The sequence below is a fragment of the Bradyrhizobium sp. 154 genome, assembly GCF_023073875.1.
GTDB lineage: Bacteria > Pseudomonadota > Alphaproteobacteria > Rhizobiales > Xanthobacteraceae > Bradyrhizobium.
In genome coordinates this window covers 243,626-267,688 of the sequence record NZ_JADPKG010000117.1, presented here as the reverse complement: position 1 = coordinate 267,688, position 24,063 = coordinate 243,626, and the positions used below count along the sequence as shown (strand labels likewise).

The window sequence follows — 24,063 nt, the reverse complement described above, 5'->3', positions numbered from 1 at the left end:
CTGTAGATTATCGTGGACGCGTAACGATTCGAGAATGCCATGCGCCGTTTGATGCTGCTGCGTCACGCCAAGACCGAGACCGACGCACCGAGCGGCCGTGACCAGGATCGCCGGCTCGACGACCGCGGCCACAGGGATGCTGCGCAGATGGGCGACTGGATCGCCGCCCATCCGCCCTTCCCCGAGACCGTGCTGGTGTCGCATGCCGTCCGGGCCCGGCAGACCTGGGACATCGCCTGGGAGGCAATGAAGGACCGCGTCGCTGCGCCGCAGGTCGAGGTCCTGCCGGAACTTTATGGCGCCGATCCCGCGCAGATCCTGGACGCCATTCGCACTGCAACCGCCCCGGCCGACCCAAAGCAATTGCTGCTGGTCGGCCACAATCCCGGCATGCACGAGGTCGCGCTCATGCTTATGGGCAGCGGCGATCCGGCCGGCGCGCGGGCACTCGGCGACAACCTGCCTACCGCGGGGCTTGCGATCTTCGACTTTGACGTCAAGGATTGGGGTGACGTGGCCTACCGCCGCGGCAAACTGGTGCTGTTGGTCAGCCCCAAGCTGCTTCGATCGGGATGATCGCGCGACGTACCGCCAAGACGTGCTGACCGAAAGATTGGAGGCGCAGATGTTCAAGTCCATCCTCGTGCCCATTGACCTCGCTGACACCGATCTCGCCAAGCCGGCGATCGCAACCGCGGCGACGTTGTCGCAAACCTGGGGCGGCGTTGTACGCCTGCTCAACGTGCTGCCGATGACGCCGGTGATGCTGGCCGAATACGTGCCGGCCGATTTCGACGAGCAGCAGCGCCAGACCTCGGAAGAAGCGCTCGCCATCGTCGCGCGGGAGTCCGGGATCGAACCCTCCCGCATCTCCAGCGTGGTGCGCCAGGGCGGCATCTACCACGAGATCCTGGAGGAAGCGGTGCACATGAAAGCCGACCTCATCGTGATGACCTCGCACAGGCCGGCGATGCGCACCTATTTCCTCGGCTCCAACGCCGGGCACGTCGTGCGCTACGCCAAATGCTCGGTGCTGGTGGTCAGGCACTGAGCTCGGAGCAATGTCGTGAAGCAATGGTGGCGGAGATGGACCTATGAGGTCCCGCTTGCGGTCGGCGACGCACTATGGGAGGTGCTGGTCGTGCGGCTGGCCGCGCTGCTGGACAGACTGACGGTGCGGAAGTTGATCGCCTCCATCCCCGTCGCGATCATTGTGCTGGCCTACTATCACAGAATCCCGATTCCGCCGGAGCTGATGCTGGTCGGCGACTTCCTCGCTTATGTCGACATTTTCTCGGTGCTGTTCCTGGTAGGTATGCTGAGCCGCGTCACGACGGTCATGTTCTTCGTCAAACAAGCGGCAGCACGCGTCGCCCAGCTCACCGGCGGTGTCGTCGCACATATGCAACGTCTCGATATCCGGCATCGACGTGAACGGGGCGCCTGGTCGAGACCACACCGCAAATCCGACCGGCCCGAGCACGACCTCACGGCCTTTGAGCGCGACCGGGCTCAGATCCAGCAACGGGCGGTTTTGCGAGAACCGCCCGTTTGCACATTCTGGCAGATTTCCCAGACACAAGAGCGCGACATAGGCCGTTCCAACCGTCCGCGCAGGGAAGGCCGGGATGTCTCCGGTTGCCCTGTTGTCCGCTATGCATGAAGCACACGCAATCTGCTCTTGGCATGGCGGTCCATGGAAGCCAACCGGCTCCCGGTCTTCCCCCCGTCTTCCCTGCCCCTCTTTCAATTATGAGGGCAAGGCACCGAAGCAAAGCTCGGGCGAACAAGCCGCGAGGATGCGAAGGTGTGTCTGCCACCACACACTCGCTGTCATCGCCCGGCTCGACCGAGCGATCCGGTACGCCGAGACGGCAGTGATTGAACAGAGACGCCGCGGCGTACTGATTCCCCGCCGGGGCCTGTCATCGGGCTCGCCGAAGGCGAGACCCGGTGGCGGGGAATGACGGCGTCACCTGGAGAATCAGGCCGCCGCCTCTTGATCGTCATCGCGAGGAGCCCTTGCGACGCAGCGCGTCCGGGACACGCGAAGGGCGAACGCCGTCACCCACCCTTCGCCATTGTCATCGTCTCACAAATACCGCGTCAGCTCGGCCTTGAACTGCCCGTAGACGGCGTCCTCGATCTCGCTGCGCGTGATGCCGATATCGCGCAGGGCGCGGTCGTCGAGTTGGTTCAGCGTCTTGACGGCGGAGCGGCGCTCGAGGCGGTCGAACAGCGCATAGGTGGCGGCGACGAGCGTGCTGAAAAATCCGCGTGATGAGGAGGGGCGTAAACTCCGCTCGGCAGTTTGCGAGATCGTGGTCATTGTTCTTCTCCGGCATGCTGTCCCGCGCGGCGAAGCCGATGCCGTTGGCGCAGACGCTTCGAGCGCTTGCACCTCATTTGCCGCGGGATTGCTCTCGCTCTCCTCGGCTCGCGGAACTTGATGGAACTTAAATGCTTCAGTACACTGATCGGAGCAAGTAAAACATTGCTCTCGGTGCAATAATGTCCAAGTTCGAGTACGTGAAGCTCGCCGATGCCATTGCGGCCGATATCACTAACGGCACGTTAAGGCCTGGCGACCGGCTGCCGCCGCAGCGCAATTTTGCTTATGACCGCGGCATCGCGGTCTCGACCGCGAGCCGGGTTTACACCGAATTGCTCCGTCGCGGGCTCGTCGTCGGTGAGGTCGGCCGCGGTACCTTCATCTCCGGCGATGTCAGGCGCGAAGTCGAGACGATCAGGGAGCCCGTGGACGCGCGCATCAATTTCGAGGTCAATTATCCGCTGCTGCCGCAGCAATGGGCGATGATCGCCAAGAGCCTTGCAGGGCTCGAGCGCGTCGACGCGCTCGAATCCGCGCTGCGCGTCTCGACCAGCACCGGCACCAAGAGCGCGCGCGTTGCGGCCGCCGCCTACCTCGCACGCAAGGATTTCGCGCCGCAGGCCGAGCAGATTTTCTTTACCGCCAACGGCAAGCAGTCACTCGCGGCCGCGCTCGCAGCGCTCGTCCCCACCGGGGGCCGCTGCGGTGTCGAGGCGCTGACATATCCTTACGTGAAGAGCATCGCCGCGCGGCTCGGCGTGACGCTGGTCCCGATCCCGATGGACGAGCACGGCGCGCGGCCCGACGCCATCCAGAAAGCGCATCGCGAAGCCCACCTGTCGGCGCTGTATCTCCAGCCCATCATCCAGAACCCGCTCGGCGTTACCATGAACGCAACGCGGCGCGCCGATATCATGCGCATCGCCGAGAAGCTCGATCTCACCATCATCGAGGACGCCGTCTACGGCTTCCTCGCCGACGACACGCCGCTCGCAGCGCTCGGGCCCGACCGCTGTATCGTGCTCGACAGCCTGTCCAAGAAGGTCGCGCCCGGCCTTGCGCTCGGCATCCTGGTCGCGCCGCCGCATCTGCGCGAGAGCGTGATGAGCGCGATCCGCACCGGCGGCTGGATCGCCTCCGGCCACGCGCTGGCGTCCGGGCAGCGGCTGATGGCCGACGGCACCGTCGCCGAGCTGACAAGGCTGAAGCGCATCGACGCCGCACGCCGCCAGCAGACCGCAGCGAGGCTCTTGGCCGGCTACCAGCTCGCCGCCGATCCGCGCGCCTATCATCTTTGGCTGACGCTGCCACCGCATTGGCGTTCGCAGACCTTCGTCGCCGCGGCAGCCCGGCGCGGCATCGCGCTGACGCCGTCCTCGACCTTCGCGATTGCTCATGGTCATGCACCGAATGCGGTGCGGCTCGCGCTCGCGCCGCCCTCGCCCGAGCAGCTCGATTCCGGCCTGCGCACGATCGTTTCGCTGCTCGGCACCAAGGAAGAGGATTTTGACTCGACGGAGTAGCGATCTATCTATGGCAGCAAGGACCGGGGTAGTTGATCGAAGCTGTAGCTCCGCGGCCGGTTGCGCCGGACGAAGCCGCCGACCCGCCAGGCGAACAGCGCGGCAAAGCCGAGAATGAACAGCGCGCCCGCGAACTCGCCGATCATCAGCGCGCGGATCAACAGCACCGCCATCGCCACCGTCAGCACCGCAAGGAAGACCAGCACCGCCGCATAGGCCATGCGGCCGAGGCCCGCGCTCAGCGTCGCCCGGCTGCCGGCCTTGGCCATGCGTGCATGCAGCGCGACGATGAACTGGCGAAAACCGCTGTCCTGCGGCGCCATCAGCGCGGCCGTTTGCCAGCTCGTCGACAGGATCGCGATGCGCCGACCATCGGCGTGGCTGACGTCGGCGCGAAAGCGGTGCTGCTGCATCGACACTGGGCGGAACGACAGCCGGATCGCGCTGATCTCGTCATAGCGCCACAGCGCGGAGCGCCCGGCGATGTGCCAGGACAGGCCCTCGTCCGTCAGCTCGAAACGGTGGGCCGAACCGATCAGCGAGGCCTTATAGGCATAGCTCGTGACTGCGTCAGCATCCGAAACCTGCATCTCGACATCGATCCCGTCCTCGCGATCCCGTCAGCGATCCGCTTGCGCGAACGCCCTCGCCCATCCTACAAGCGGGGCATGGCTGAGACGACCTTTTTTCCGCGCCGCCTGATTCTCGGCGCTGCCCTGATCTCCGGCGTGCTGCTCGCGCTCGCGGTGCATATGCTGGGCGCGCGCTACGGGCTCGACCTCGGCGGTCTCTGGCGCGCCGACACGCATGAGTTCATCCCGGCCGGCGCGGCGATCGCATGGTGGCTGATCGCCACCGTCGGCTTTTCCGGCGGCTATTTCACGGCATCATTGATGCAGAGCGCCGTCTCCGGCCAGATCCCGCAACGGATGCGCCAATTCCTGATCGCAGTCGGCGTGCTGCTGCTCGCGGGCGCGGGCCAGGCGGCCTCAGCACCGAGCCCGATCCCAACGGTCTCGGGTGTCCTGGCCGGGCTCGCTGCGCTGTGCCTCGGCGCTGTGATGGCATTTTGCGGCGCGCATTTTGCGTTGCGCCGCGGCTAGGCCATCACGCCGACGCGAGTAGCCGCGGCCGATCCAGCATGATCGCGATATCGGAAGCAGGCCGCGGCTTGCTGAACAGATAGCCTTGCGCCTGGGTACAGCCTTCACGCCGGAGCAGCTCGAGCTGCGCGTCATTCTCGACACCTTCCGCCGTGGTGACGATACCGAGGCTGCGGCCGAGGCCGGTCACAGCGCGGATGATCGCCATGGAATCCTCGCGCGTCGCCAGCTCCGACACGAACGAACGATCGATCTTGATCTTGTCGAACGGGAAGCTGCGCAAATAGCTCAGGGACGAATAGCCGGTGCCGAAATCGTCGAGCGAGATCCGCACGCCCATCGCGCGCAGCTCATGCAGGGTCGTCAGCGTCGCCTCGCTGTTCTGGAGCAGCACCGATTCGGTGATCTCGAGCTCGAGGCGGCGCGCATCAAGTCCCGAGATGGCCAGCGCCTCGGTCACCGATGCGATCAGGTTCGGGCTCTTGAACTGCACCGGCGACAAGTTGACGGCGACGTCGACATCGTCGGGCCAGGTCGCCGCGTCGGTGCAGGCGGAGCGCAGCACGAACTCGCCGAGCTGAACGATGAGCCCGGTCTCCTCGGCCAGCGGAATGAAGCTGATGGGTGCGATCAGCCCGCGCTGCGGGTGGTTCCAGCGCAGCAGCGCCTCGAAGGCGACGACGCGGCCGCTCGCGACGTCACGGATCGGCTGATAATACGCCATGAACTCGTCACGTTGCAGCGCCGCGCGTAGATCCATTTCCAGGAGGCGCCGCGCCTGCGCGCGCGCATCCATGCCGGTTTCGAAGAAGCGATAGGTGCCGCGGCCGTCCGCCTTGGCGCGGTAGAGCGCGAGGTCTGCGTTCTTCAGGAGCTCGTCCGGATGGCTGCCATCCTGCGGCGACAGCGAGATGCCGATCGAGACGCCGATCACGATCTGGTGGTCGTCGATCTTGTAAGGCGCCGAGATCACCTCGACGAGGCGCCCGGCAAGCGATCTCGCAGCGGTTTCCTCGGAACGTCCGATCTGGACCACCGCAAACTCGTCGCCGCCGAGCCGCGCCACGGTGTCGTGCTCGCCGACGGTGGCCTTCAGCCTGCGGCCGACTTCCTTTAGCAGCGCATCGCCGATCGGGTGGCCGAGCGAGTCGTTGATGTCCTTGAAGTGATCGAGATCGAGACAAAGCACCGCGAGCTGGTCACCCGACTTGGTCCGGCGCAGCCCATGCTCGAGCTGTTCGTGGAACAGCACGCGGTTCGGCAAGCTGGTCAGCGCATCATGGCGCGCCATGTGCGAGATCTTGGCCTGCGCCTCCAGCCATTCGGTGATGTCCTCGAAAGTGGCGACCCAGCCGCCGCCCTGCATCGGCTGGTTGACCACCCGGATGGAGCGGCCGAACCGGTTGACGACGTCGGTCGTGGTGCGCCCCTCTCGCGCGTCGGCGACAAGGCGGGCGAAGAATTCATCCGCGTCGCCCTGCCACTGGCCCTTCGCCTGCTCTTCCCTAAGCACGTCGACCAAAAGGCGGCCGGTGAGCAGGATGTCGGTGCGACGGAGCATCGCGGCATAGCGCTCGTTGAACAGGATGATCTTGCCGTTTGCGTCGAACATGCACAGTCCTTGCGACATGTTCTCGAGTGCGCTGTCCAGCACGATCTGCTGGCGCCCCAGTTCGCCCTTGGCGCGGCGGTCGAGCAGCGCGGCCACGAGCGCAATCGCGATGATCGCGACCGCAGCGCTGGCGGTGAGGAAGGACAGCGAGGCCGGCGGGATGGAGAGCCCGCTGATCGCGCGGGTCGGGTCCGGCGTCAGCAGCACCGCGCCCATCGCGGTGAAATGATGCGCGACAATGGCAAGCGTCAGCAGCGCAGTCGCGCTGAGCGCATGGGAGAGGTCGTCGCGCCGCGCGGCGATGAACAATGCGAAGCCCGCCAAGACGATTCCGAACAGCACCGAGGCGGCAACCGTGCTTCCGATCCAGGCCACGCGCGCCGGAATCTCCAGCGCCGCCATGCCGGTGTAGTGCATCGCCGCGACACCAGAGCCGACAATCGCGCCGCCGAGGGCGATCCACACCGGGCGCGAGGACGATACCGCGATGCTCAGCCCCACGAAGGTCACGGAGATCGCAAGGATCAAGGAGAGGAGCGTTACCGGGATGTTGTAGGCGCCGGCACCCCCCGGCCCGTAGGCGAGCATCGCGATGAAATGCGTCGCCCAGATGCCGCATCCGCTGACGACGGCATCCAGGGCGATCCAGACCAGACGTCCGGGGCCCTGCGTCGCGCGTGCGCGCTGGAACAGGCTGATTGCCGCCGCGCTGGCGAGCAGACACACCGCAGCGCCAAGCGCGACCAGTCGCCAATCGTGCTCGTCGGTGAGACAGAAGAGAACTTGATACATCGCCGGCCCCTATCGACCGGCACTTGAGCCGACAGAGATGGACGATTGGTAACTGGCTACAAACCTGCTCCGGGAATGGTGAATGGGAGATGTGCGCGTTCGCTCAATTGTTCATCCTCGCGCCGGCGCACCGACACCGATCACGGCGGCGGCAATCAGCAAGACCGCCGCCGAGATGACCAGCGACAGATGCAGCCCGGTCATGAACGCACGGTCCGACGCCACCAGCGAACCGAACAGGGCAACGCCGAGCACACTGCCGGTCTGCCGCGTCGCGTTCAGGACGCCGGCTGCGATGCCGGAGCGCGCCTTTTCGACGCTGCCGAGCAGCGTTGACGTCAGCGGCGGCACCAGTAGGCCGAGCCCGCCGCTGATCGCGATCGTCTGCGCGCATATCGCCCAATAGCTGGTCCCGGCTTCGATCCAGAGCAGGCCGAGACAGCCGAGTGCCGATATGCAGGCGCCGAGGACGATGGTCGGGCACGAGCCGATGCGCTCGGCTAGGCGCGGCGCTAGCAGATTGACCGGCAGAACCGCCGCCATCATCGGCACGAAGGCAAGCCCGGTCCACCACGCGGACAGCCCGTTGATCCTCTGGAAATACAGGCTGAGCACGAAGATCAGGCCGTAGATCGCGATGTTCACCAGCAGTCCCACGAGTGAGGTCAGCGTGAACAGCCGCTGGCCGAACAACGACAGCGGCAGCATCGGCTGCGCCGCGCGGCTCTCACGCCAGACAAAGAGCACGGCGAGAATGGCGGCTCCGACAAAGGCTGCGATCACGGCCGGATGGTCCCAGCCGAGCGCCCCGCCTTCGATGATTGCTCCGGCAAGCGCGCCCAGCGCACCGATTGCAGCCAGCTGTCCAAGCAGATCGATCTCGCGCGAGCGCGCCCGCGTGGTCTCGCTGGCATAGCGCCAGCTCAGCCACAGGCCGGCGAGCCCGATCGGCAGATTGACCAGGAAGATCGCGCGCCAGCCGACCAGCGTGATCAACGCGCCGCCGACAAACGGGCCGGCGGTGAGTGCAAGACTTGCTCCGGCGGCCCAGACCGCGACGGCGCGGCCGCGCTCGCGGTCGTCCGCATAGGCATGATTGAGCAGCGCAAGAGAATTCGGCACCAGGATCGCCGCCGCCAGGCCCTGAACCAGCCGTGCTGCGATCAGCACGACCGCATTGGGCGACAGCGCACAGGCGAGCGAGGCCGCGGTGAAGATGGCGAAGCCCGCCATGAAGACGCGCTTGGCGCCGATCCGGTCACCCAGCGCACCGGCCGTGAGGATGAAGGCGGCAAACGCGATGGTGTAGGCGCTGACCACCCATTGCAACTCGGCGACCCCGCCGCCGAGCGCCCTCCCCATTGCATCGAGCGCGGTGTTGACGATGGTGACGTCGAGCTGCACCACGCCATAGCCGAGGCTCATGGCGGCAAGCGTGAGGGAGGTTGCAAGATGCGAGCGGGCCCGCGGCGCAGCACTCGCGTTGTCAAAGGTTTGGTGTTTGATAATGCTTGCTCGCATGCTGCCACCTCGCTTGCAGCCCCATGCGAAATATACCCGTCCGGCGTGCCGCCATGTTTCGACAATGGCCGAATGATGGATGCGGATGCGCCCGGCCGCCACGCGTAAAGTACATCGCCCGTCTTGTGCGCAGTGGCGCACTGGGATGAGGACGGAAATAAGAAGACGCCGCGCGGACCATCGCGCGGCGTCTTCATCTTAGCTCCGTCTTGCCTCAGCTCGCCGCGCGCAGATTCACCTTGCTCTCGGCGAGTGTCGTCAGCTTCTTGTCGGTCGCCTTTTCCTCCTCAAGCGTCTTGGCAAGCACCGCCGCGCAATCATTGCGGCCGAGCTGCTTGGCCCAGGCGATCAGGCTGCCGTAGCGGGCGATCTCGTAATGCTCAGCGGCTTGGGCCGCATTGATCAGCGCCGCGTCGAGCACGGCCTTGTCGGCAACTTCGCCCGCCGTCTCGTCGGCTTCCTCGATGATGCCGTCGATCGCCGGGCAGTCGATCGCCTTCACGGCGACGCCGTGCATCTTGAACACTTCCTCGAGACGCGCCACGTGCTGCTTGGTTTCTTCAAGGTGCGTCAAAAAGCCCTGTTTCAGCTGCGGATCGGTGGCCTTGCTGGCCATTTTCGGCAGCGCCTTGGTGAGCTGCTGCTCGGCGTAATACACATCCTGGAGCTGGTGCACGAACAGGTCGTTCATGGTTTTGATGTCTTTTGTGAACAGTCCCATCGTTCCGGTCCTCTCGGTTTCGGGAACACGGCGGCATCGGCCTGCAGAAAGGCCGCCTGTTCCGCCATGTCCGGTTGCTGATGGGGCCTAACGAGCACGCGGCACCGACGTTCCAAGACACCCTCCGCCTGCGCTGGAACAATGCCGACGGCGCCAGGATTGAAACCGTCCTCCTCAAATACGAATGCGCTTTCCGAACCGCACGTCGCGACTCATATGCTTAACGCGCGTCGGATGTGAACCACATATGACAAAGTGGCTGGTCCAACGCAGAACCTATTGTTGTCAAGGGCTGCACAAGCCGCTGTTTTTGCCTTAAATGAGCTGGATCATGCCAAGCGATCGACGCCTGCCCTTTGGCCGTCATCGTACCCGCACTGGCCAATGCCTGGCCGGATCGGTCTTGCCCCCCGCCGGGAGGATGAATGCACGGACTGCTGCCCGCGCTGAAACGCGGCTTCAACAGATGGATTGGCTGGCGACGGCTCGGCATTGCCGCGAGCGTCTTCATCATCGCCTTCGCAATCACCACGCTGGTGCGGACCCTCAAGGGCATCGATACCGGAGTTATCTTGACGGCGTTGACCGAGATTCCTCGCGGGAATATCGGGCTGGCGGCGATCTGCGTTTTGTTTGCGTTCTGCACGCTGACATTCTACGACTTTTTCGCACTGCGAACGATCGGCAAGAAGCACGTGCCCTATCGCATCGCGGCGCTCTCCAGCTTCACGTCCTATTCGATCGGCCACAACATCGGCGCTACCGTCTTCACCGGCGGAGCGATCCGCTTCCGGATCTATTCGGATTACGGGCTGAACGCGATCGACGTCGCCAAAATCTGCTTCCTGTCGGGCCTGACCTTCTGGCTCGGTAACATCTTCGTGCTCTCGATCGGCATGGCCATCCATCCGGGTGCGGCGTCGTCGATGGATCAGCTGCCGTCGTCGATCAACCGGTTGATCGCGCTCGGCGGCCTCGCCTCGATCGGCGCTTATCTGGTCTGGCTCTGCATGGGTGAGAAGCGGCGCGAGCTCGGCCAGAAGGGCTGGAAGGTGGTGCTGCCCTCGGCGCCCCTGACGCTGGTGCAGATCCTGATCGGCGTGATCGATCTCGGCTTCTGCGCCACGGCGATGTACCTGCTGATGCCGGCCAATCCACCGATCGACTTCATGTCGCTCGCCGTTGTGTTCATCCTGGCAACGCTGCTCGGCTTTGCCAGCCATGCGCCGGGCTCGATTGGCGTATTCGATGCCGCCATGCTGGTGGCGCTCCCCGAATTCGGCCGCGAGGAGCTTCTGGCGACGCTGCTGGTGTTCCGCATCCTCTATTTCGTGATCCCGTTCGGCCTCGCCATCTCCATCATGGGCACGCGCGAGCTCTGGATGAACGTGGTCGCGCCGTGGCAGGAGCGGCGGCGGCTGGCGGAGGCCTGCACCCAGGCCAACCTGCCCAAGCAGGTGGCCGCGATGGAGCGCGAGCGTGCGCTGCGGCAGGCCGGCAAGCGGTAGGCCACTCAGACAAAGGTTGCGGGCGGGCAGCGATCCTCTCTTATTTCCGCCTCAACTTTGCCGTTGAACACGCGGGCCATGATCCCTCCCTCCTTTCGCACCCTCTCCGCAGGCGCCCTGCTGCTTGCCGGGATTCTGACCGCTTTGCCGCTCGAGCGCGCCGCCGCTCAAGACGCCGGCGCCATGCAGATCAGCTGGGAGGTGCGCAACCGCTTCCGCCTGTTCCGCGAGGAGCGCGATTTCCTGCTCCATGTCGAGAATGCGCGCAACCGCAGCATCCTGGCCGCCGAGCAGTCGCTGGAGCTCCAGAGCGAGGGCCGCGGCTGGGCCCGCAACATGGTCAACCGGCTCTGCATCGATCTCCAGGGCCGGGTCAACCAGCCCTGCACCCGCGACAACGTCAAGGAGAACTACATCACCCCGATCGATCATCCCGTCACCGTGCGCCTCGTCGGCACAGTGCCGGTCGGCGCCACCTGCACCTGGTCGTTCGATGACGGCGACGGGCCGCAAGCGTCGACCTTCGATTGCGCCGAGCCGGTCAATTTGCGCGTCCGTTACGGCAAGCAGACGGTCGCGACCGTCGACGTCTCCTCCGGCTCCGATCCGACCCAGCGGGTCCAGGCCGAGATCCAGGTTCGCGACATTTTCGTCGCCGGCCTCGGGGACAGTATCGCCTCCGGCGAAGGCAATCCGGACCGGCCGCTGGCGCTGTCGGACGAAGGTTTCTGCTTCCGCTCCTATCTCGGCACCGCCGGCGCGCAGTACTATCGGCCGAGCCGCGCCGGCTTCAAAGGCGGCCGCGCCTGCGAGGCGCCGGACACGCTCGCCAACTGGCAACGCTACAGTGCGCTCTGGTTCAACGCGCCCTGTCACCGCTCGCTCTACAGCTATCAAGCCCGCACCGCGCTGGCGCTCGCGGTGCGCTACACCCATATCGCCGTGACCTTCCTGCCGCTCGCCTGCACCGGCGCCAGCATCGGCGACGGACTGCTCGGCTCGCAGCGCGCCCGCGAATGCCCGCCCGGCAAGACCGGCGTCTGCAACACCAGCGTGAACGCGCAGGTCGCCGAGCTGCGCGAAGCGCTCACCGCGGCGAAGAAGCGCCAGCCCGACCGCACGCTCGATCTCGTGCTGCTCTCGGTCGGCGCCAACGACGTCTATTTTTCCGGCCTCGTCGCCGACGTCATCGTCGACACCGCGACCGAGCGCGCGCTGTTCCGCCGCTCCGGCGTGATGGCGAGCGTCGACGATTCCCGCGACGCGCTGGCGCGCGAGCTGCCGCAGAATTTCGTCAAGCTGCGCGAGGCGCTGAAGCCGCTGGTCGGCGGCGACCTCTCACGTGTGGTCTATGTCTCCTACGCCAACCCGGCGCTCGCCGATGGCGGCGTGCCCTGCCGCGGCGGCCGTGGCGGCTTCGACATCCATCCATCCTTCAATGCCGATCCGCAGCGCCTCGCCCGGGTCTCCACCTTCGTCGACACCGAATTCCTGCCGCAGCTGAAGGGCCTCGCCACCTGCACCCGTGGCGCGCTCTGCCGCGATCCCGAAGCCGATCGCATGACCTTCGTCGATGCGCACCAGGCCGCGTTCGCCGATCACGGCTTCTGCGCCCATTCCGGCAACGATCCCGAATTCGACCGCACCTGCTTTGCCGAGAACGGCCAGAGCTTCAATCCCGACATCGTGACGGCGGCGAGTCAGCCGATGCTGTGCGGTCGCGGCGCCTCGGAATATCGCGCCTACCTGCCCCGTGCCCGCTGGATCCGCGACGCCAACGACAGCTATTTTGCTGCGATGACCTATCCGCAAGGATTGCCGGCCGCGAGCCAGCCGACCGACATCCATGACGCCACCTGGGGCGTGCTCTCCGCCGTCTATGGCGGCGCCGTGCATCCAAGCGCCGAAGGCCACGCCGCGATGGCCGATGCCGCACTGCCTGCTGCGAGCGCCGTGCTCGGGCTGGATGCAGTACCGCCAAGCGTGACGCGCGGATTTCTGCCGCAGCTATTGCCGAGCGCCCGGCAGTAAAAGCAAGAGCGAGCTCTCTCCACACCGTCATTGCGAGCGCAGCGAAGCAATCCAGAGTCCCTCTGCGGAAAGAGCCTGGATTTGCTTCGCTGCGCTCGCAATGACAAGTGCGGGGCTCACGGCTCTAATCTCCTCGCATCGTTCCCCTCATCTGCCGTTCCATCAATCCAAAAACGGCATCGATCGATACTCCCTTGAACTTGGACACTTTGCCGCGCGCGCCTCTAGGAGTCGCCTTGAGGAAATGTTCGAGTTCTAAGGAGGCGCGTGATGAGCGCAGTGGTGTCCGCGGCGGACGTGAGGAGGTCTCGCGTCAGGCTGTTCATCGTGACCATGTTGTTCCTGGTCACCACCGTCAATTATGCCGACCGCGCAACGCTGTCGATCGCAGGCCCCGCACTCTCCAAGGAGCTGCATCTCGATCCGGTCGCGATGGGCTACATCTTCTCGGCGTTCGGCTGGTCCTATGTGATCGCGCAGGTGCCGGGCGGCTGGTTGCTCGACCGCTACGGCTCGCGCCTCGTCTATGCCTTCAGCATCATCGTTTGGTCGATCTTCACGATGATGCAGGGCTGGGTCGGCTTCTTCAGCGCCGGCACTGCGATCGTCGTGCTGTTCGCGTTACGCTTCCTGGTCGGCATCGCCGAAGCGCCCTCCTTCCCCGCCAATGCGCGCATCGTCGCGGCCTGGTTTCCGGGCAACGAGCGCGGCACCGCGTCGGCGTTCTTCAATTCGGGGCAGTATTTCGCGACCGTGATCTTCGCGCCGCTGATGGGCTGGATCGCGCACGCCTACGGCTGGCGCTTCGTGTTCTTCGTGATGGGCGCGCTCGGCATCGTCATGGGCCTCGTCTGGATCAAGACCATCTACGGCCCGAAGGAACATCCTTCGATCAACGATGCCGAGTTCGACTACATCAAGGAGGGCGGCGCGCTCGTTGATCTCGACGCGCCCAAGGACGATCTGAAGCAGGAGCGCGCGCCTCAATCCGGCTCCGGGTGGGACCACATCCGCCAGTTGCTCTCCAACCGCATGATGCTCGGCGTCTATCTCGGCCAGTATTGCATCAACACGTTGACCTATTTCTTCCTGACCTGGTTTCCGGTCTACCTCGTCAAGGAGCGTGGGCTGTCGATCCTGCAAGCCGGCTTCGTCGCGACGCTCCCGGCGCTGTGCGGCTTCATCGGCGGCGTGCTCGGCGGCATCATCTCCGACGCCATCCTGCGCAAGACGGGCTCGCTGACCCTGGCGCGCAAGATCCCGATTGTCGGCGGCATGCTGCTGTCGATGTCGATCATCGCCTGCAATTATGTCGACGGACAGGCATTCGTGGTCGGCTTCATGGCGCTCGCCTTCTTCGGCAAGGGCATCGGCGCGCTCGGCTGGGCGGTCGTCTCCGACACCTCGCCGAAGGAAGCCGGCGGCGTGTCCGGCGGCCTGTTCAACACGTTCGGCAATCTCTCCTCGATCACCACCCCGATCGTGATCGGCTACATCCTGGCCGCAACCGGTTCGTTCAACGGCGCGCTGGTGTTCGTTGGTCTCAACGCGCTGGTGGCGGCGTTCGCCTACCTCGTGATCGTCGGCAAGATCGAGCGGGTGGTGCTCAAACGTTCCTCCTGAGAGCTCCGAGCAATCGGAGCGGACCAGGCAACTCAACGGCGGCTTAATCAGCCGCCGTCTTTGTTTTGGGGGTGATCGATGCTAGAAGTGCCGGGGAAACGCCTTATCCATCTAAGGCATGTATCGATGTTCGACCTCAACCAGCTCCGCTGTTTCGTCACGGTGGCGGAGGAATTGCATTTCGGCCGCGCCGCCGCGCGGCTGAACATGACCCAGCCGCCTTTGTCGCGGCAGATCCAGGTGCTCGAGCACATCATCGATGCGCCGCTTCTGGAGCGTACCAGCCGCTCGGTGCGCCTGACGCCCGCGGGGCGCAGCTTCCTGCCGGAGGCGCGGCGCATTCTCAAGCTTGCGGAAAGCGCCTCGCAGGTCGCCCGCCGCATCGCGCTCGGCAAGACCGGCTCGCTGAAGATCGGCTTCACGGCCGCCGCGGCCTACGGCTTCCTGCCTGAGCTCGTCGCCGCCTGCCGTGCAAAGCTGCCTGAAGTGGATTTCTCGCTGAAGGAGATGGTGTCCGGCGACCAGTTCGAGGCGCTGACCTCGGGCCAGATCGACGCCGGCCTGCTGAGGCCGCCGATCGCGCGTCCCGAGCTTGCCAGCCGCCGCGTCGTTGCCGAGCCCCTGCTCGCCGCGATCCCGAAGAAGCATCCGCTGGCGAACGCCGACAGCGTCACCATCAAGGATTTCGACGACCAGCCCTTCGTGATGTATTCGCCTTACGAGAGCCGCTACTTCCACGATTTGCTGGTGGCGCTGTTCACGCGCGCCGACGTGCTGCCGCGCTACGTCCAGCATCTCAGCCAGATCCACTCGATCCTCGCCATGGTGCGCGCCGGGCTCGGCCTCGCCATCGTGCCGGCGGCGGCGGCGAGCCTGAAGATCTCCGACGTGCGGCTGCGGCCGCTGAAGCTGCGCACCCGCCTTCCGGTCGAGCTCTTCATGGTCTGGCGCCGCGACGACGAGAATCCGTTGCTCTCGGCCCTCGTCAAAATCGCCGGTGAATTGTCCTCCGCGGAGGTGATAGAGGATTGATGCTCAATCTGCATCAGTCGATATAGGCTTTGGCTTGGACGCGCATCGAACGGTTTCCTAAACACCGGCCCATGGACGCGCAGGCTTGCGTCCTCCACAACACGCAAGAAGGGAGCCGCGCCCATGAGCAAGATGACCCCGCCGGAGATGGCCCAGAAGATCGGATCTGGCCTCCTGTCCTTCCCCGTCACGCCGTTCAGGGCTGACTACTCCTTCGACGAGGCGACCTATCGCGCTAACATGGACTGGCTGTGCGGCTATGACGTCGCCGGCCTGTTCGCCGCCGGCGGCACCGGTGAGTTCTTCTCGCTGACGCCGACCGAGGTTCCGCAAATCGTCAAGATCGCCGTCGAGGAGACCAAAGGCCGCGTGCCAGTGCTCGCCGGCACCGGCTACGGCACCGCAATCGCCCGCGAAATCGCCCTTGGTGCCGAGAAGGCCGGCGCCGACGGCCTGTTGCTGCTGCCGCCCTATCTCACGCATGCCGAGCAGGAGGGTCTCGCCGCCCATGTCGAGGCAGTCTGCGCTGCCGTGAAGATCGGCGTCATCGTCTACAACCGCGACAACGCCATTCTCCAGCCCGACACGCTGGCTCGCCTTGCGGAGCGCTGCCCGAACCTCGTCGGCTATAAGGACGGCATTGGCGACATCGAGCTGATGACCCGCGTCTATACCAAGCTCGGCGACCGCCTGACCTATATCGGCGGCCTGCCGACCGCGGAGACCTTCGCGCTGCCCTATCTCGACATGGGCGTGACGACCTATTCCTCGGCCGTGTTCAACTTCGTGCCGGAATTCGCCACCAACTTCTACGCCGCCGTGCGCAAGCGCGACCATGAGACGATCCACGCCGGCCTGAAGAACTTCATCCTGCCGCTGATCGCGATCCGCAACCGCAAGAAGGGCTATGCAGTCTCGATCATCAAGGCCGGCATGAAGGTGATCGGCCGCGACTCCGGCCCGGTCCGTCCGCCGCTGACCGATCTCACCGAGCAGGAGGTGGCGGAACTGACCGCGCTAGTAAAGAATCTGCCCGCCATCCGATCGACACAACAGGCAGCAGAATAGCGAACGACAATAGAGAGGAGCGTGCGATGGTCCAGACGGAGATCTCTGGCGCACCGGTCGTCACATCGATGCAAGTGATCCCGGTCGCGGGCCGCGACAGCATGCTCCTCAATTTGAGCGGCGCGCATGCGCCGTTCTTCACCCGCAATATCGTCATCCTCACCGACAATTCCGGTCATACCGGCGTCGGTGAGGTGCCCGGCGGGCAGAAGATCTGGCAAACGCTCCAGGACGCCCGCGATCTCGTGATCGGCAAGACCGTCGGCGCCATGAACAACATCCTCGCCGACGTCCGCACCACTTTCGCCGACCGCGATGCCGGCGGTCGCGGTAAGCAGACGTTCGACCTGCGCGTCATGATTCACGCGGTCACAGCGATCGAATCCGCACTGCTCGATTTGCTCGGCCAGCATCTGGGCCTGTCCGTCGCGGCGCTGCTCGGCGAGGGCCAGCAGCGCAACAGCGTCGAGACGCTCGGCTACCTCTTCTTCGTCGGCGACCGGCGCAAATCCCGCCTGCCCTATGTGGAAGGCGAGACCGGCAAGGCGGAATGGTTCAACCTCCGCCACCAAGAGGCGATGACGCCGGAGAGCGTGGTGCGGCTCGCGGAGGCCACCCACGACCATTATGACTTCGCCGATTTCAAGCTCAAGGGCGGCGTGCTCCGCGGCGAGCAGGAGATCGAGGCCGTCACCGCCATCGCAAAACGCTTCCCGAACGCGCGCGTCACGCTCGATCCCAACGGCGCCTGGTCGCTCGATCAGGCTGTCCGGCTTTGCAAGGACATGCACGGCATCCTCGCTTACGCTGAGGACCCCTGCGGCGCCGAGGCCGGCTTCTCCGGCCGCGAGATCATGGCCGAGTTCCGCCGCGCCACGGGCTTGCCGACCGCGACCAACATGATCGCGACCGATTGGCGGCAGCTTTCTCATGCGCTGCGTCTCGGCGCGGTGGACATTCCGCTGGCCGATCCCCATTTCTGGACCATGCAAGGCTCGGTGCGCGTCGCCCAGACCTGCCGCGACAATGGCCTGACCTGGGGCTCGCACTCCAACAACCATTTCGACATTTCGCTCGCCATGTTCACCCATGTCGGCGCCGCCGCACCTGGCAAGGTCACCGCGATCGACACCCGCTGGATCTGGCAGGACGGCCAGGCGCTCACCAAGGAGCCGCTCCAGATCAAGGGCGGCAAGATTGCCGTCCCGGACAGACCTGGTCTGGGTATCGAAATCGACAGGGCCGCCATCGACGCCGCGCATGACCTCTACAAGCAGCATGGACTTGGCGCCCGGGATGACGCTATTGCCATGCAGGACCTGATCCCCGGCTGGACCTTCGACGACAAGCGTCCCTGCCTCGTTCGCTAAGAAACTCCGGCATGATTCCGGAAAAGTGGGTACCGGTTTTCCGAGAGGGATCATGCCCCTAATGACTTGGAGGAATACATGACTGCGATCCTGAAGAACTTCATCGGCGGCGAATGGGTCGACGGCTCCGGCGTCACCAGGAATATCAACCCCTCCAACACCAACGACCTCGTCGGCGAATATGCCAAGGCCGACAAGGCGCAGACCGAAAAGGCGATCGCCGCCGCCAAGGCCGCCTTCCCCGCCTGGGCGCGTTCGACGCCGCAGGAGCGCTATGACGCGCTGAACAAGATTTCTCTCGAAATCCTGGCCCGCAAGGAAGAGCTCGGCCGCCTGCTCGCGCGCGAGGAAGGCAAGACGCTGCCGGAAGGCATCGGCGAAGTCGCCCGCGCCGGCCAGATTTTTGCGTTCTTCGCCGGCGAAGCGCTGCGCCTGATCGGCGAGAAGGGCGCCTCGGTGCGTCCCGGCCTCGACGTCGAGCTCACCCGCGAGCCGATGGGCGTCGTCGGCATGATCACGCCCTGGAATTTCCCGATAGCGATCCCCGCCTGGAAGATCGCGCCCGCGCTCTGCTACGGCAACACGGTGGTGTTCAAGCCGGCCGAGCTGGTGCCGGGCTCGGCGCACGCGCTGTCCGAGATCATCACCCGCTCCGGCATTCCCGCGGGCGTGTTCAACCTTGTCGTTGGCTCCGGCTCCGTGGTCGGCCAGACGCTGCTCGAACACCCGGACGTCGCCGCGATTTCCTTCACCGGTTCGGTTCAGACCGGCCGCAAGATCGCGCAGGCCTGCGTGCTGTCGAATCCGATGAAGAAGTTCCAGCTCGAGATGGGCGGCAAGAACCCGCTAGTCGTGCTCGACGATGCCGACCTCAAGACCGCCGTCGAGGTCGCCGTCAACGGCGCCTTTTTCTCGACCGGCCAGCGCTGCACCGCTTCCTCCCGTCTGATCGTCACCGAAGGCATCCACGACCGCTTCGTCGCCGCGATGGCCGAGCGCCTGAAGGGCCTGTCGGTGGACGACGCGCTCAAGGCCGGCGTGCATATCGGCCCCGTCGTCGACCAGAGCCAGCTCGATCAGGACCTGCGCTACATCAAGATCGGCCAGGACGAGGGCGCCAAGCTTGCGTGGGGCGGCGAGCTGCTCAAGCGCGAGACGCCGGGCCACTACCTCCAGCCGGCGCTGTTCACCGAAGCCAACAACAATATGCGCATCGCGCGCGAGGAAATCTTCGGACCCGTCGCCGCCGTGATCCGCGCCAAGAACTACGAAGAGGCGCTGGCGATCTCCAACGACACCGAGTTCGGCCTGGCTTCCGGCATCTGCACCACCAGCCTGAAATACGCCTCGCACTACAAGCGCAACAGCGAGTCCGGGATGGTGATGGTCAATCTGCCGACCGCCGGCGTCGACTATCACGTGCCGTTCGGGGGGCGGAAGGGCTCGAGCTACGGCGCCCGCGAGCAGGGCTCGTACGCGCGCGAGTTCTACACCACGGTGAAGACGGCTTATACCTTCCCTGGCTGATAGGCCGGGATCGCGTCGCAAGCGTAGGTGCCCACCTCTCCCTTTGGGAGAGGTGAGCGAAAGCACGGCTTCTCCCGTTCTTCAGGAAAGCGTATGGACCAGTCAGTCGCAGCGAAAGAGCAACCTCGCTACATCAAGCTCAACGAGCGCGACAATGTTGCGATCGTCGTCAATGATTTCGGGCTTCCCGCCGGCACCCGCTTTGCCTGCGGGCTGACGCTGCGCGCCTTCGTGCCGCAGGGGCACAAGACGGCGCTGGTCGACATCGCGCGAGACGCGCCGATCATCCGCTACGGCGAGGTGATCGGCTACGCGCTGTCGCCGATCCTGGCCGGCGAATGGGTGGATGAGGCGCGCATTCGCATGCCGGAAGCCCCTGCCCTCGACAAGCTCGAAATCTCGACGGCCGTGCCCGCGCCGCTGCCGCCGCTCGAAGGTTTCACCTTTGAGGGCTATCGCAATCCCGACGGCTCGGTGGGCACCAAGAACATCCTCGGCATCTCCTCCTCCGTGCAATGCGTCAAGGGCACGATGGAATATGCGGTGAAACGCATCCGCGCCGAGCTGTTGCCGAAGTACCCGAACGTCGATGACGTCGTCCCCCTCACCCACGCCTATGGCTGTGGCGTCGCCATCACCGCGCCCGACGCGGTGGTGCCGATCCGCACGCTGCAGAACATCGCGCTCAATCCGAATTTCGGCGGCGAGATTCTGGTCGTCGGGCTTGGCTGCGAGAAGCTCGCGCCGGAGCGGCTGGTGCCGGAAGGCGTCAGCGATGCGATCGTGCGCATGCAGGACGAGGCCTTCGATGGCTTTGGTGCGATCGTCGATGCGATCATGACCCAGGCCGAGGCGCGGCTGAAGGTGCTCAACACGCGCAAGCGCGAGACCTGCCCGGCCTCCGACCTCGTGATCGGCCTGCAATGCGGCGGCAGCGACGCGTTCTCCGGCGTCACCGCCAATCCCGCCGTCGGCTTCGCCGCGGACCTGTTGGTGCGTGCCGGTGCCACCGTGATGTTCTCGGAAGTCACAGAGGTGCGCGACGCCATCCAGCTGCTCACGCGACGCGCCATCAACGAGGACGTCGGCCGCGCGCTGGTGCGCGAGATGGCCTGGTACGATTCTTATCTTGCCCGCGGCGGCGCCGATCGCAGCGCCAACACCACGCCCGGCAACAAGAAGGGCGGCCTTGCCAACATCGTCGAGAAGTCGCTGGGCTCGATCGTCAAGTCCGGATCGTCCGCCATCACCGGCGTGCTTTCGCCCGGCGAGAAGGCGACTCAGAAAGGCATGCTGTTCGCGGCAACTCCTGCCTCCGACTTCATCTGCGGCACGCTCCAGCTCGCCTCCGGCATGACGCTGCAGGTGTTCACCACCGGCCGCGGCACGCCCTACGGCCTTGCGGCCGCCCCCGTCATCAAGGTCGCAACCCGCAGCGAACTCGCGCGGCGCTGGAAGGACCTGATCGACTTCGATGCCGGCCGCATCGCCACCGGCGAGAAAACCATCGAGGAAACCGGCTGGGACCTGTTGCGCCTGATCCTCGACGTCGCCAGCGGCCGGACAAAACCGTGGTCGGACCGCTGGGGCATCCACAACGATCTCACGCTGTTCAATCCGGCGCCGGTGACCTGAAGAAAGCGATCGACGAAACGATCTTGAAACCGAACCCTGAAGCGTTTCGTCTTCCTTTCACCGCCGCTACCCATCGAGGACTTACCGCGTTCACGTCATGCTGCCCGGCATGAAGCAGCGCACGCGCGGATGGCCGTCGATATAGTGTTTCCACACCATGGTGCGGCCGATCTTGTTCGGCACGGTGATCACCGCGCCGTCGGGCACCACGACCCATTCGTTGTCGATGCGCACGCGGTAGCGGCCGCGATCGGACTCCCAATCGACGTCGGCGATGACGTAGCCGTCGGCGTCGGTGCAGCATTGTCCGAACTCGCTGTGCAGGCTTTCGAACCAGGGTTTTAGCGGCGAGTTGGCGTAGCGCCCGTCGTCGCGCGCCAGCGCCGATGTGGCCAGCAGCGTCATAAGGCCCAGCAGCGGGGCCGCACGCGATGTTGCAGATCTCATGTCGTCTCCGCGGATCGAAATCATCGCCGCGAGGGACAACGCCTGCCGTTCGCCTTTCGCGGCTCGGCGAAAGGCGTGAAGGACAGCGACTCACCCCCCAACAGCTTTGCGGAGGCTATGCAATTCCAGCGCCAGCACGCATTCCGGGGAACTACTGGCGGAGGGCGGAATGATCGACGCGTTGCGGCGGATGCGCACCATCATCGGGCTCGCCGAAGGCGAGACCCGGTGGCGGGCCGATGACGCCAGTGAATGGGAAAGCAGCCGGGATGATACCCAGCGTGAAGCGCCCTTACTGCTTGGGCGCCGGCGCCACCATCGCGCCGCCCTTCTTCGCCGCAGGGGCCGCCGGCTTCGCGGCGGCGGCCTGCGCAGGGAGATATTTTGCCACGATGGCAGGATCGATCTGCGCGATGTTGGCATCCGGCAGCCGCGTCCAGGTCTCGTCCTTGCCGAGCAGCGCGATGCCAAGATAGCCGCGCAGCGTCAGGGTCTGGCCGTCTGGACTGATCTTCATGTTGGCCTTCCAAATCTGGCCGTCGCGCGGATTGAGCACATTGCCGCCTTCGTACTTCAAGCCTTCGCGCTTCATGTTGCGGACGAAGGAGATGCCGAGCACCGGCGCGTTCTTGCGGTCGTCCGTGCACTTGGAGCAGACCTCGTTCGGATCGTCGCCGGGCCGCGGGAAGGTCTTCGCGATCACGCCTTCGAAGACGCCGTTGCGGTCAATGAAGAGAAACCATCCGACCGTCTTGCCGTCTTCGATCTTCTGCCAGAGCCCCGCCGCCGTAGGCTCGGCGGTCTGTGCCGCAGACGGTGTCACCGCAAGAAGCGACAACGCGAGCGCGAGGAAGGGGAGCAGCCGAGAGCTGGAAAGAAGATTCTGCATTAGATCACCTTGCTATGCCAATCACTTGCTAGCCAGGACTGGATGGCCACAGAGTACGGCGATTTCGCGAACGGCTCCAGCACCAGAACATGGGACTTGGCCTTCCGGCCCCAACCGCTCAGTTGACGCCGAGCTTCTTTTGCAGACTGGAGGACGAGGTCGTGTACTGGAACACCAGCCGCTTCTCCGGATAGACGTAGCGATGGGCTTTTTGCGACATCAGCGCCCCCTCGTGGAAGCCGCACAGGATCAGCTTGATCTTGCCGGGATAGGTGTTGATGTCGCCGATTGCGAAGATGCCGGGCACGTTGGTCTCGAACGCGGATGTCTCGACCGGCACTAGATTGTTCTCCAGCGCGATGCCCCAGTTCGCAACCGGCCCGAGCTTCATGGTCAGGCCGAAGAAGGGCAGCATGGTGTCGCAGGCAATTTCAGTCATGGTGTTGTCGTTGCCCTTGATGGTGGCACCAGAGAGCTTGCCATCAATGCCGGAGAGCGCCGTGACTTGGCCGAGCCGCAGATCCATCTTGCCGCCTGCGACCAGCGCGCGCATCTGCTCGACGCTGTGGGGCGCGGCGCGAAACTCGTCGCGCCGGTGCAGCAGCGTGATGCGCTTGGCAAGTGGATGCAGATTGAGTGTCCAGTCCAGCGCGGAATCGCCGCCGCCGACGATCAGCACGCTCTTGTCACGAAATGTCTCCATCTTGCGCACGGCGTAGTGCACTGAAGTGCCTTCATAGGCCTCGATCCCCGGGACCGGCGGGCGCTTGGGCTGGAACGAGCCGCCGCCGGCCGCGATCACCACCACCTTGCATTCGAACACCTTGCCGGCATCGGTGGTGCAGCGGAATGCAGGATCGCCGATCTTCTCCACCGTCTCGACCATCTCGCCGAGATGGAAGGTCGGATGGAACGGCTTGATCTGTTGCATCAGCGCCTCGGTCAGCCCCTGGCCCGAGACCTGGGGAATGCCGGGAATGTCGTAAATCGGCTTTTCCGGATAGAGCTCGGCGCATTGGCCGCCGACCTTGTCGAGAATGTCGACGAAATGCGCCTTCATGTCGAGAAGGCCAAGCTCGAAGGCGGCGAACAGACCGCACGGGCCGGCGCCAATAATCAGCACATCGGTTTTGATCACGTCGCTCATGTCGTCTCTTTTATCGGTCGTTACCGGTTGGACGGCGTCCCTTAGGCCGAGGGTGACCCTGCCTGTCTAGCCAACGGGGATGGATCAGGGAAGGCATAAAAGCGGGAGCGCCCCGCAGCCGCACCCACTTGCCGGGTCAAACTAACTGGGCTGTAACGAGCAAGGATATGACGGAGATCAAT

The 24,063-nt window shown here is 65.0% G+C and carries 21 protein-coding genes; 13 read left to right on the top strand and 8 right to left on the bottom strand.

The window, feature by feature from the left end:
- The first annotated feature begins 39 nt into the window (after positions 1-39).
- Genes IVA92_RS32175 through IVA92_RS32165 form a run of 3 tightly spaced genes read left to right on the top strand, consistent with a single transcriptional unit; the run spans position 40 to position 1,663 of the window.
- On the top strand, positions 40-576 hold the full coding sequence (locus tag IVA92_RS32175; RefSeq protein WP_247278683.1) for a histidine phosphatase family protein: 537 nt from the start codon (positions 40-42) through the stop codon (positions 574-576).
- Positions 577-625: 49 nt separating this feature from the next.
- The gene (locus IVA92_RS32170) at positions 626-1,051 is read left to right on the top strand and encodes a universal stress protein (RefSeq protein ID WP_247278684.1); all 426 of its coding nucleotides are present in this window, start codon (positions 626-628) and stop codon (positions 1,049-1,051) included.
- Between the two features lie 15 nt (positions 1,052-1,066).
- On the top strand, positions 1,067-1,663 hold the full coding sequence (locus IVA92_RS32165) for a hypothetical protein (protein WP_247278685.1): 597 nt from the start codon (positions 1,067-1,069) through the stop codon (positions 1,661-1,663).
- Positions 1,664-2,092: 429 nt separating this feature from the next.
- Here the strand turns inward: IVA92_RS32165 and IVA92_RS32160 are convergent, their stop codons facing one another.
- Positions 2,093-2,329, bottom strand: coding sequence for a DUF1127 domain-containing protein (locus IVA92_RS32160; RefSeq protein ID WP_247278686.1), 237 nt, complete (start codon positions 2,327-2,329; stop codon positions 2,093-2,095).
- A gap of 182 nt (positions 2,330-2,511) precedes the next feature.
- Here IVA92_RS32160 and IVA92_RS32155 point away from each other — a divergent pair, with 182 nt between their 5' ends.
- Positions 2,512-3,855: a PLP-dependent aminotransferase family protein gene (locus tag IVA92_RS32155; protein ID WP_247278687.1), complete on the top strand. Its 1,344-nt coding sequence runs from the start codon at positions 2,512-2,514 to the stop codon at positions 3,853-3,855.
- 8 nt (positions 3,856-3,863) lie between these two features.
- Here IVA92_RS32155 and IVA92_RS32150 read toward each other — a convergent pair whose 3' ends face one another.
- Positions 3,864-4,445: a hypothetical protein gene (locus IVA92_RS32150; RefSeq protein WP_247278688.1), complete on the bottom strand. Its 582-nt coding sequence runs from the start codon at positions 4,443-4,445 to the stop codon at positions 3,864-3,866.
- 78 nt (positions 4,446-4,523) lie between these two features.
- Here IVA92_RS32150 and IVA92_RS32145 point away from each other — a divergent pair, with 78 nt between their 5' ends.
- Positions 4,524-4,958, top strand: a complete 435-nt coding sequence (locus IVA92_RS32145; protein WP_247278689.1) for a hypothetical protein — start codon at positions 4,524-4,526, stop codon at positions 4,956-4,958.
- A gap of 4 nt (positions 4,959-4,962) precedes the next feature.
- Here the strand turns inward: IVA92_RS32145 and IVA92_RS32140 are convergent, their stop codons facing one another.
- From IVA92_RS32140 to IVA92_RS32130, 3 genes are all read right to left on the bottom strand, one after another.
- On the bottom strand, positions 4,963-7,362 hold the full coding sequence (locus tag IVA92_RS32140; protein WP_247278690.1) for an EAL domain-containing protein: 2,400 nt from the start codon (positions 7,360-7,362) through the stop codon (positions 4,963-4,965).
- Between the two features lie 111 nt (positions 7,363-7,473).
- Positions 7,474-8,883: an MFS transporter gene (locus tag IVA92_RS32135; protein WP_247278691.1), complete on the bottom strand. Its 1,410-nt coding sequence runs from the start codon at positions 8,881-8,883 to the stop codon at positions 7,474-7,476.
- A 214-nt stretch (positions 8,884-9,097) separates the two neighbouring features.
- Positions 9,098-9,604, bottom strand: a complete 507-nt coding sequence (locus IVA92_RS32130) for a ferritin-like domain-containing protein (protein WP_247278692.1) — start codon at positions 9,602-9,604, stop codon at positions 9,098-9,100.
- Positions 9,605-10,029: 425 nt separating this feature from the next.
- Between IVA92_RS32130 and IVA92_RS32125 the strand changes: the two genes are divergently transcribed.
- From IVA92_RS32125 to garD, 8 genes are all read left to right on the top strand, one after another.
- Positions 10,030-11,112, top strand: coding sequence for a YbhN family protein (locus IVA92_RS32125; protein WP_247278693.1), 1,083 nt, complete (start codon positions 10,030-10,032; stop codon positions 11,110-11,112).
- 78 nt (positions 11,113-11,190) lie between these two features.
- On the top strand, positions 11,191-13,143 hold the full coding sequence (locus tag IVA92_RS32120) for a hypothetical protein (RefSeq protein WP_247278694.1): 1,953 nt from the start codon (positions 11,191-11,193) through the stop codon (positions 13,141-13,143).
- Between the two features lie 270 nt (positions 13,144-13,413).
- Complete coding sequence (locus IVA92_RS32115; RefSeq protein WP_247278695.1) at positions 13,414-14,766, top strand: MFS transporter; 1,353 nt, start codon at positions 13,414-13,416, stop codon at positions 14,764-14,766.
- Positions 14,767-14,892: 126 nt separating this feature from the next.
- Positions 14,893-15,798: a LysR substrate-binding domain-containing protein gene (locus IVA92_RS32110; protein ID WP_247278696.1), complete on the top strand. Its 906-nt coding sequence runs from the start codon at positions 14,893-14,895 to the stop codon at positions 15,796-15,798.
- A 123-nt stretch (positions 15,799-15,921) separates the two neighbouring features.
- Complete coding sequence (gene kdgD / locus IVA92_RS32105; protein ID WP_247278697.1) at positions 15,922-16,866, top strand: 5-dehydro-4-deoxyglucarate dehydratase; 945 nt, start codon at positions 15,922-15,924, stop codon at positions 16,864-16,866.
- 26 nt (positions 16,867-16,892) lie between these two features.
- Positions 16,893-18,236: a glucarate dehydratase gene (gene gudD / locus IVA92_RS32100; protein WP_247278698.1), complete on the top strand. Its 1,344-nt coding sequence runs from the start codon at positions 16,893-16,895 to the stop codon at positions 18,234-18,236.
- 78 nt (positions 18,237-18,314) lie between these two features.
- Positions 18,315-19,763 (top strand): aldehyde dehydrogenase family protein, encoded by a 1,449-nt coding sequence (locus IVA92_RS32095; protein ID WP_247278699.1) that lies wholly within the window; start codon positions 18,315-18,317, stop codon positions 19,761-19,763.
- A 93-nt stretch (positions 19,764-19,856) separates the two neighbouring features.
- A complete protein-coding gene (gene garD, locus IVA92_RS32090) occupies positions 19,857-21,398 on the top strand; it encodes a galactarate dehydratase (protein WP_247278700.1) in 1,542 nt (513 codons plus the stop codon).
- Between the two features lie 90 nt (positions 21,399-21,488).
- Here the strand turns inward: garD and IVA92_RS32085 are convergent, their stop codons facing one another.
- From IVA92_RS32085 to IVA92_RS32075, 3 genes are all read right to left on the bottom strand, one after another.
- On the bottom strand, positions 21,489-21,845 hold the full coding sequence (locus IVA92_RS32085) for a hypothetical protein (RefSeq protein ID WP_247278701.1): 357 nt from the start codon (positions 21,843-21,845) through the stop codon (positions 21,489-21,491).
- 292 nt (positions 21,846-22,137) lie between these two features.
- Complete coding sequence (locus IVA92_RS32080) at positions 22,138-22,734, bottom strand: DUF2147 domain-containing protein (protein ID WP_247278702.1); 597 nt, start codon at positions 22,732-22,734, stop codon at positions 22,138-22,140.
- A gap of 118 nt (positions 22,735-22,852) precedes the next feature.
- Positions 22,853-23,881 carry an NAD(P)/FAD-dependent oxidoreductase gene (locus IVA92_RS32075; RefSeq protein WP_247278703.1) on the bottom strand — a complete coding sequence of 343 codons (1,029 nt, stop codon included), beginning with the start codon at positions 23,879-23,881 and terminating at the stop codon, positions 22,853-22,855.
- Positions 23,882-24,063: the final 182 nt, after the last annotated feature.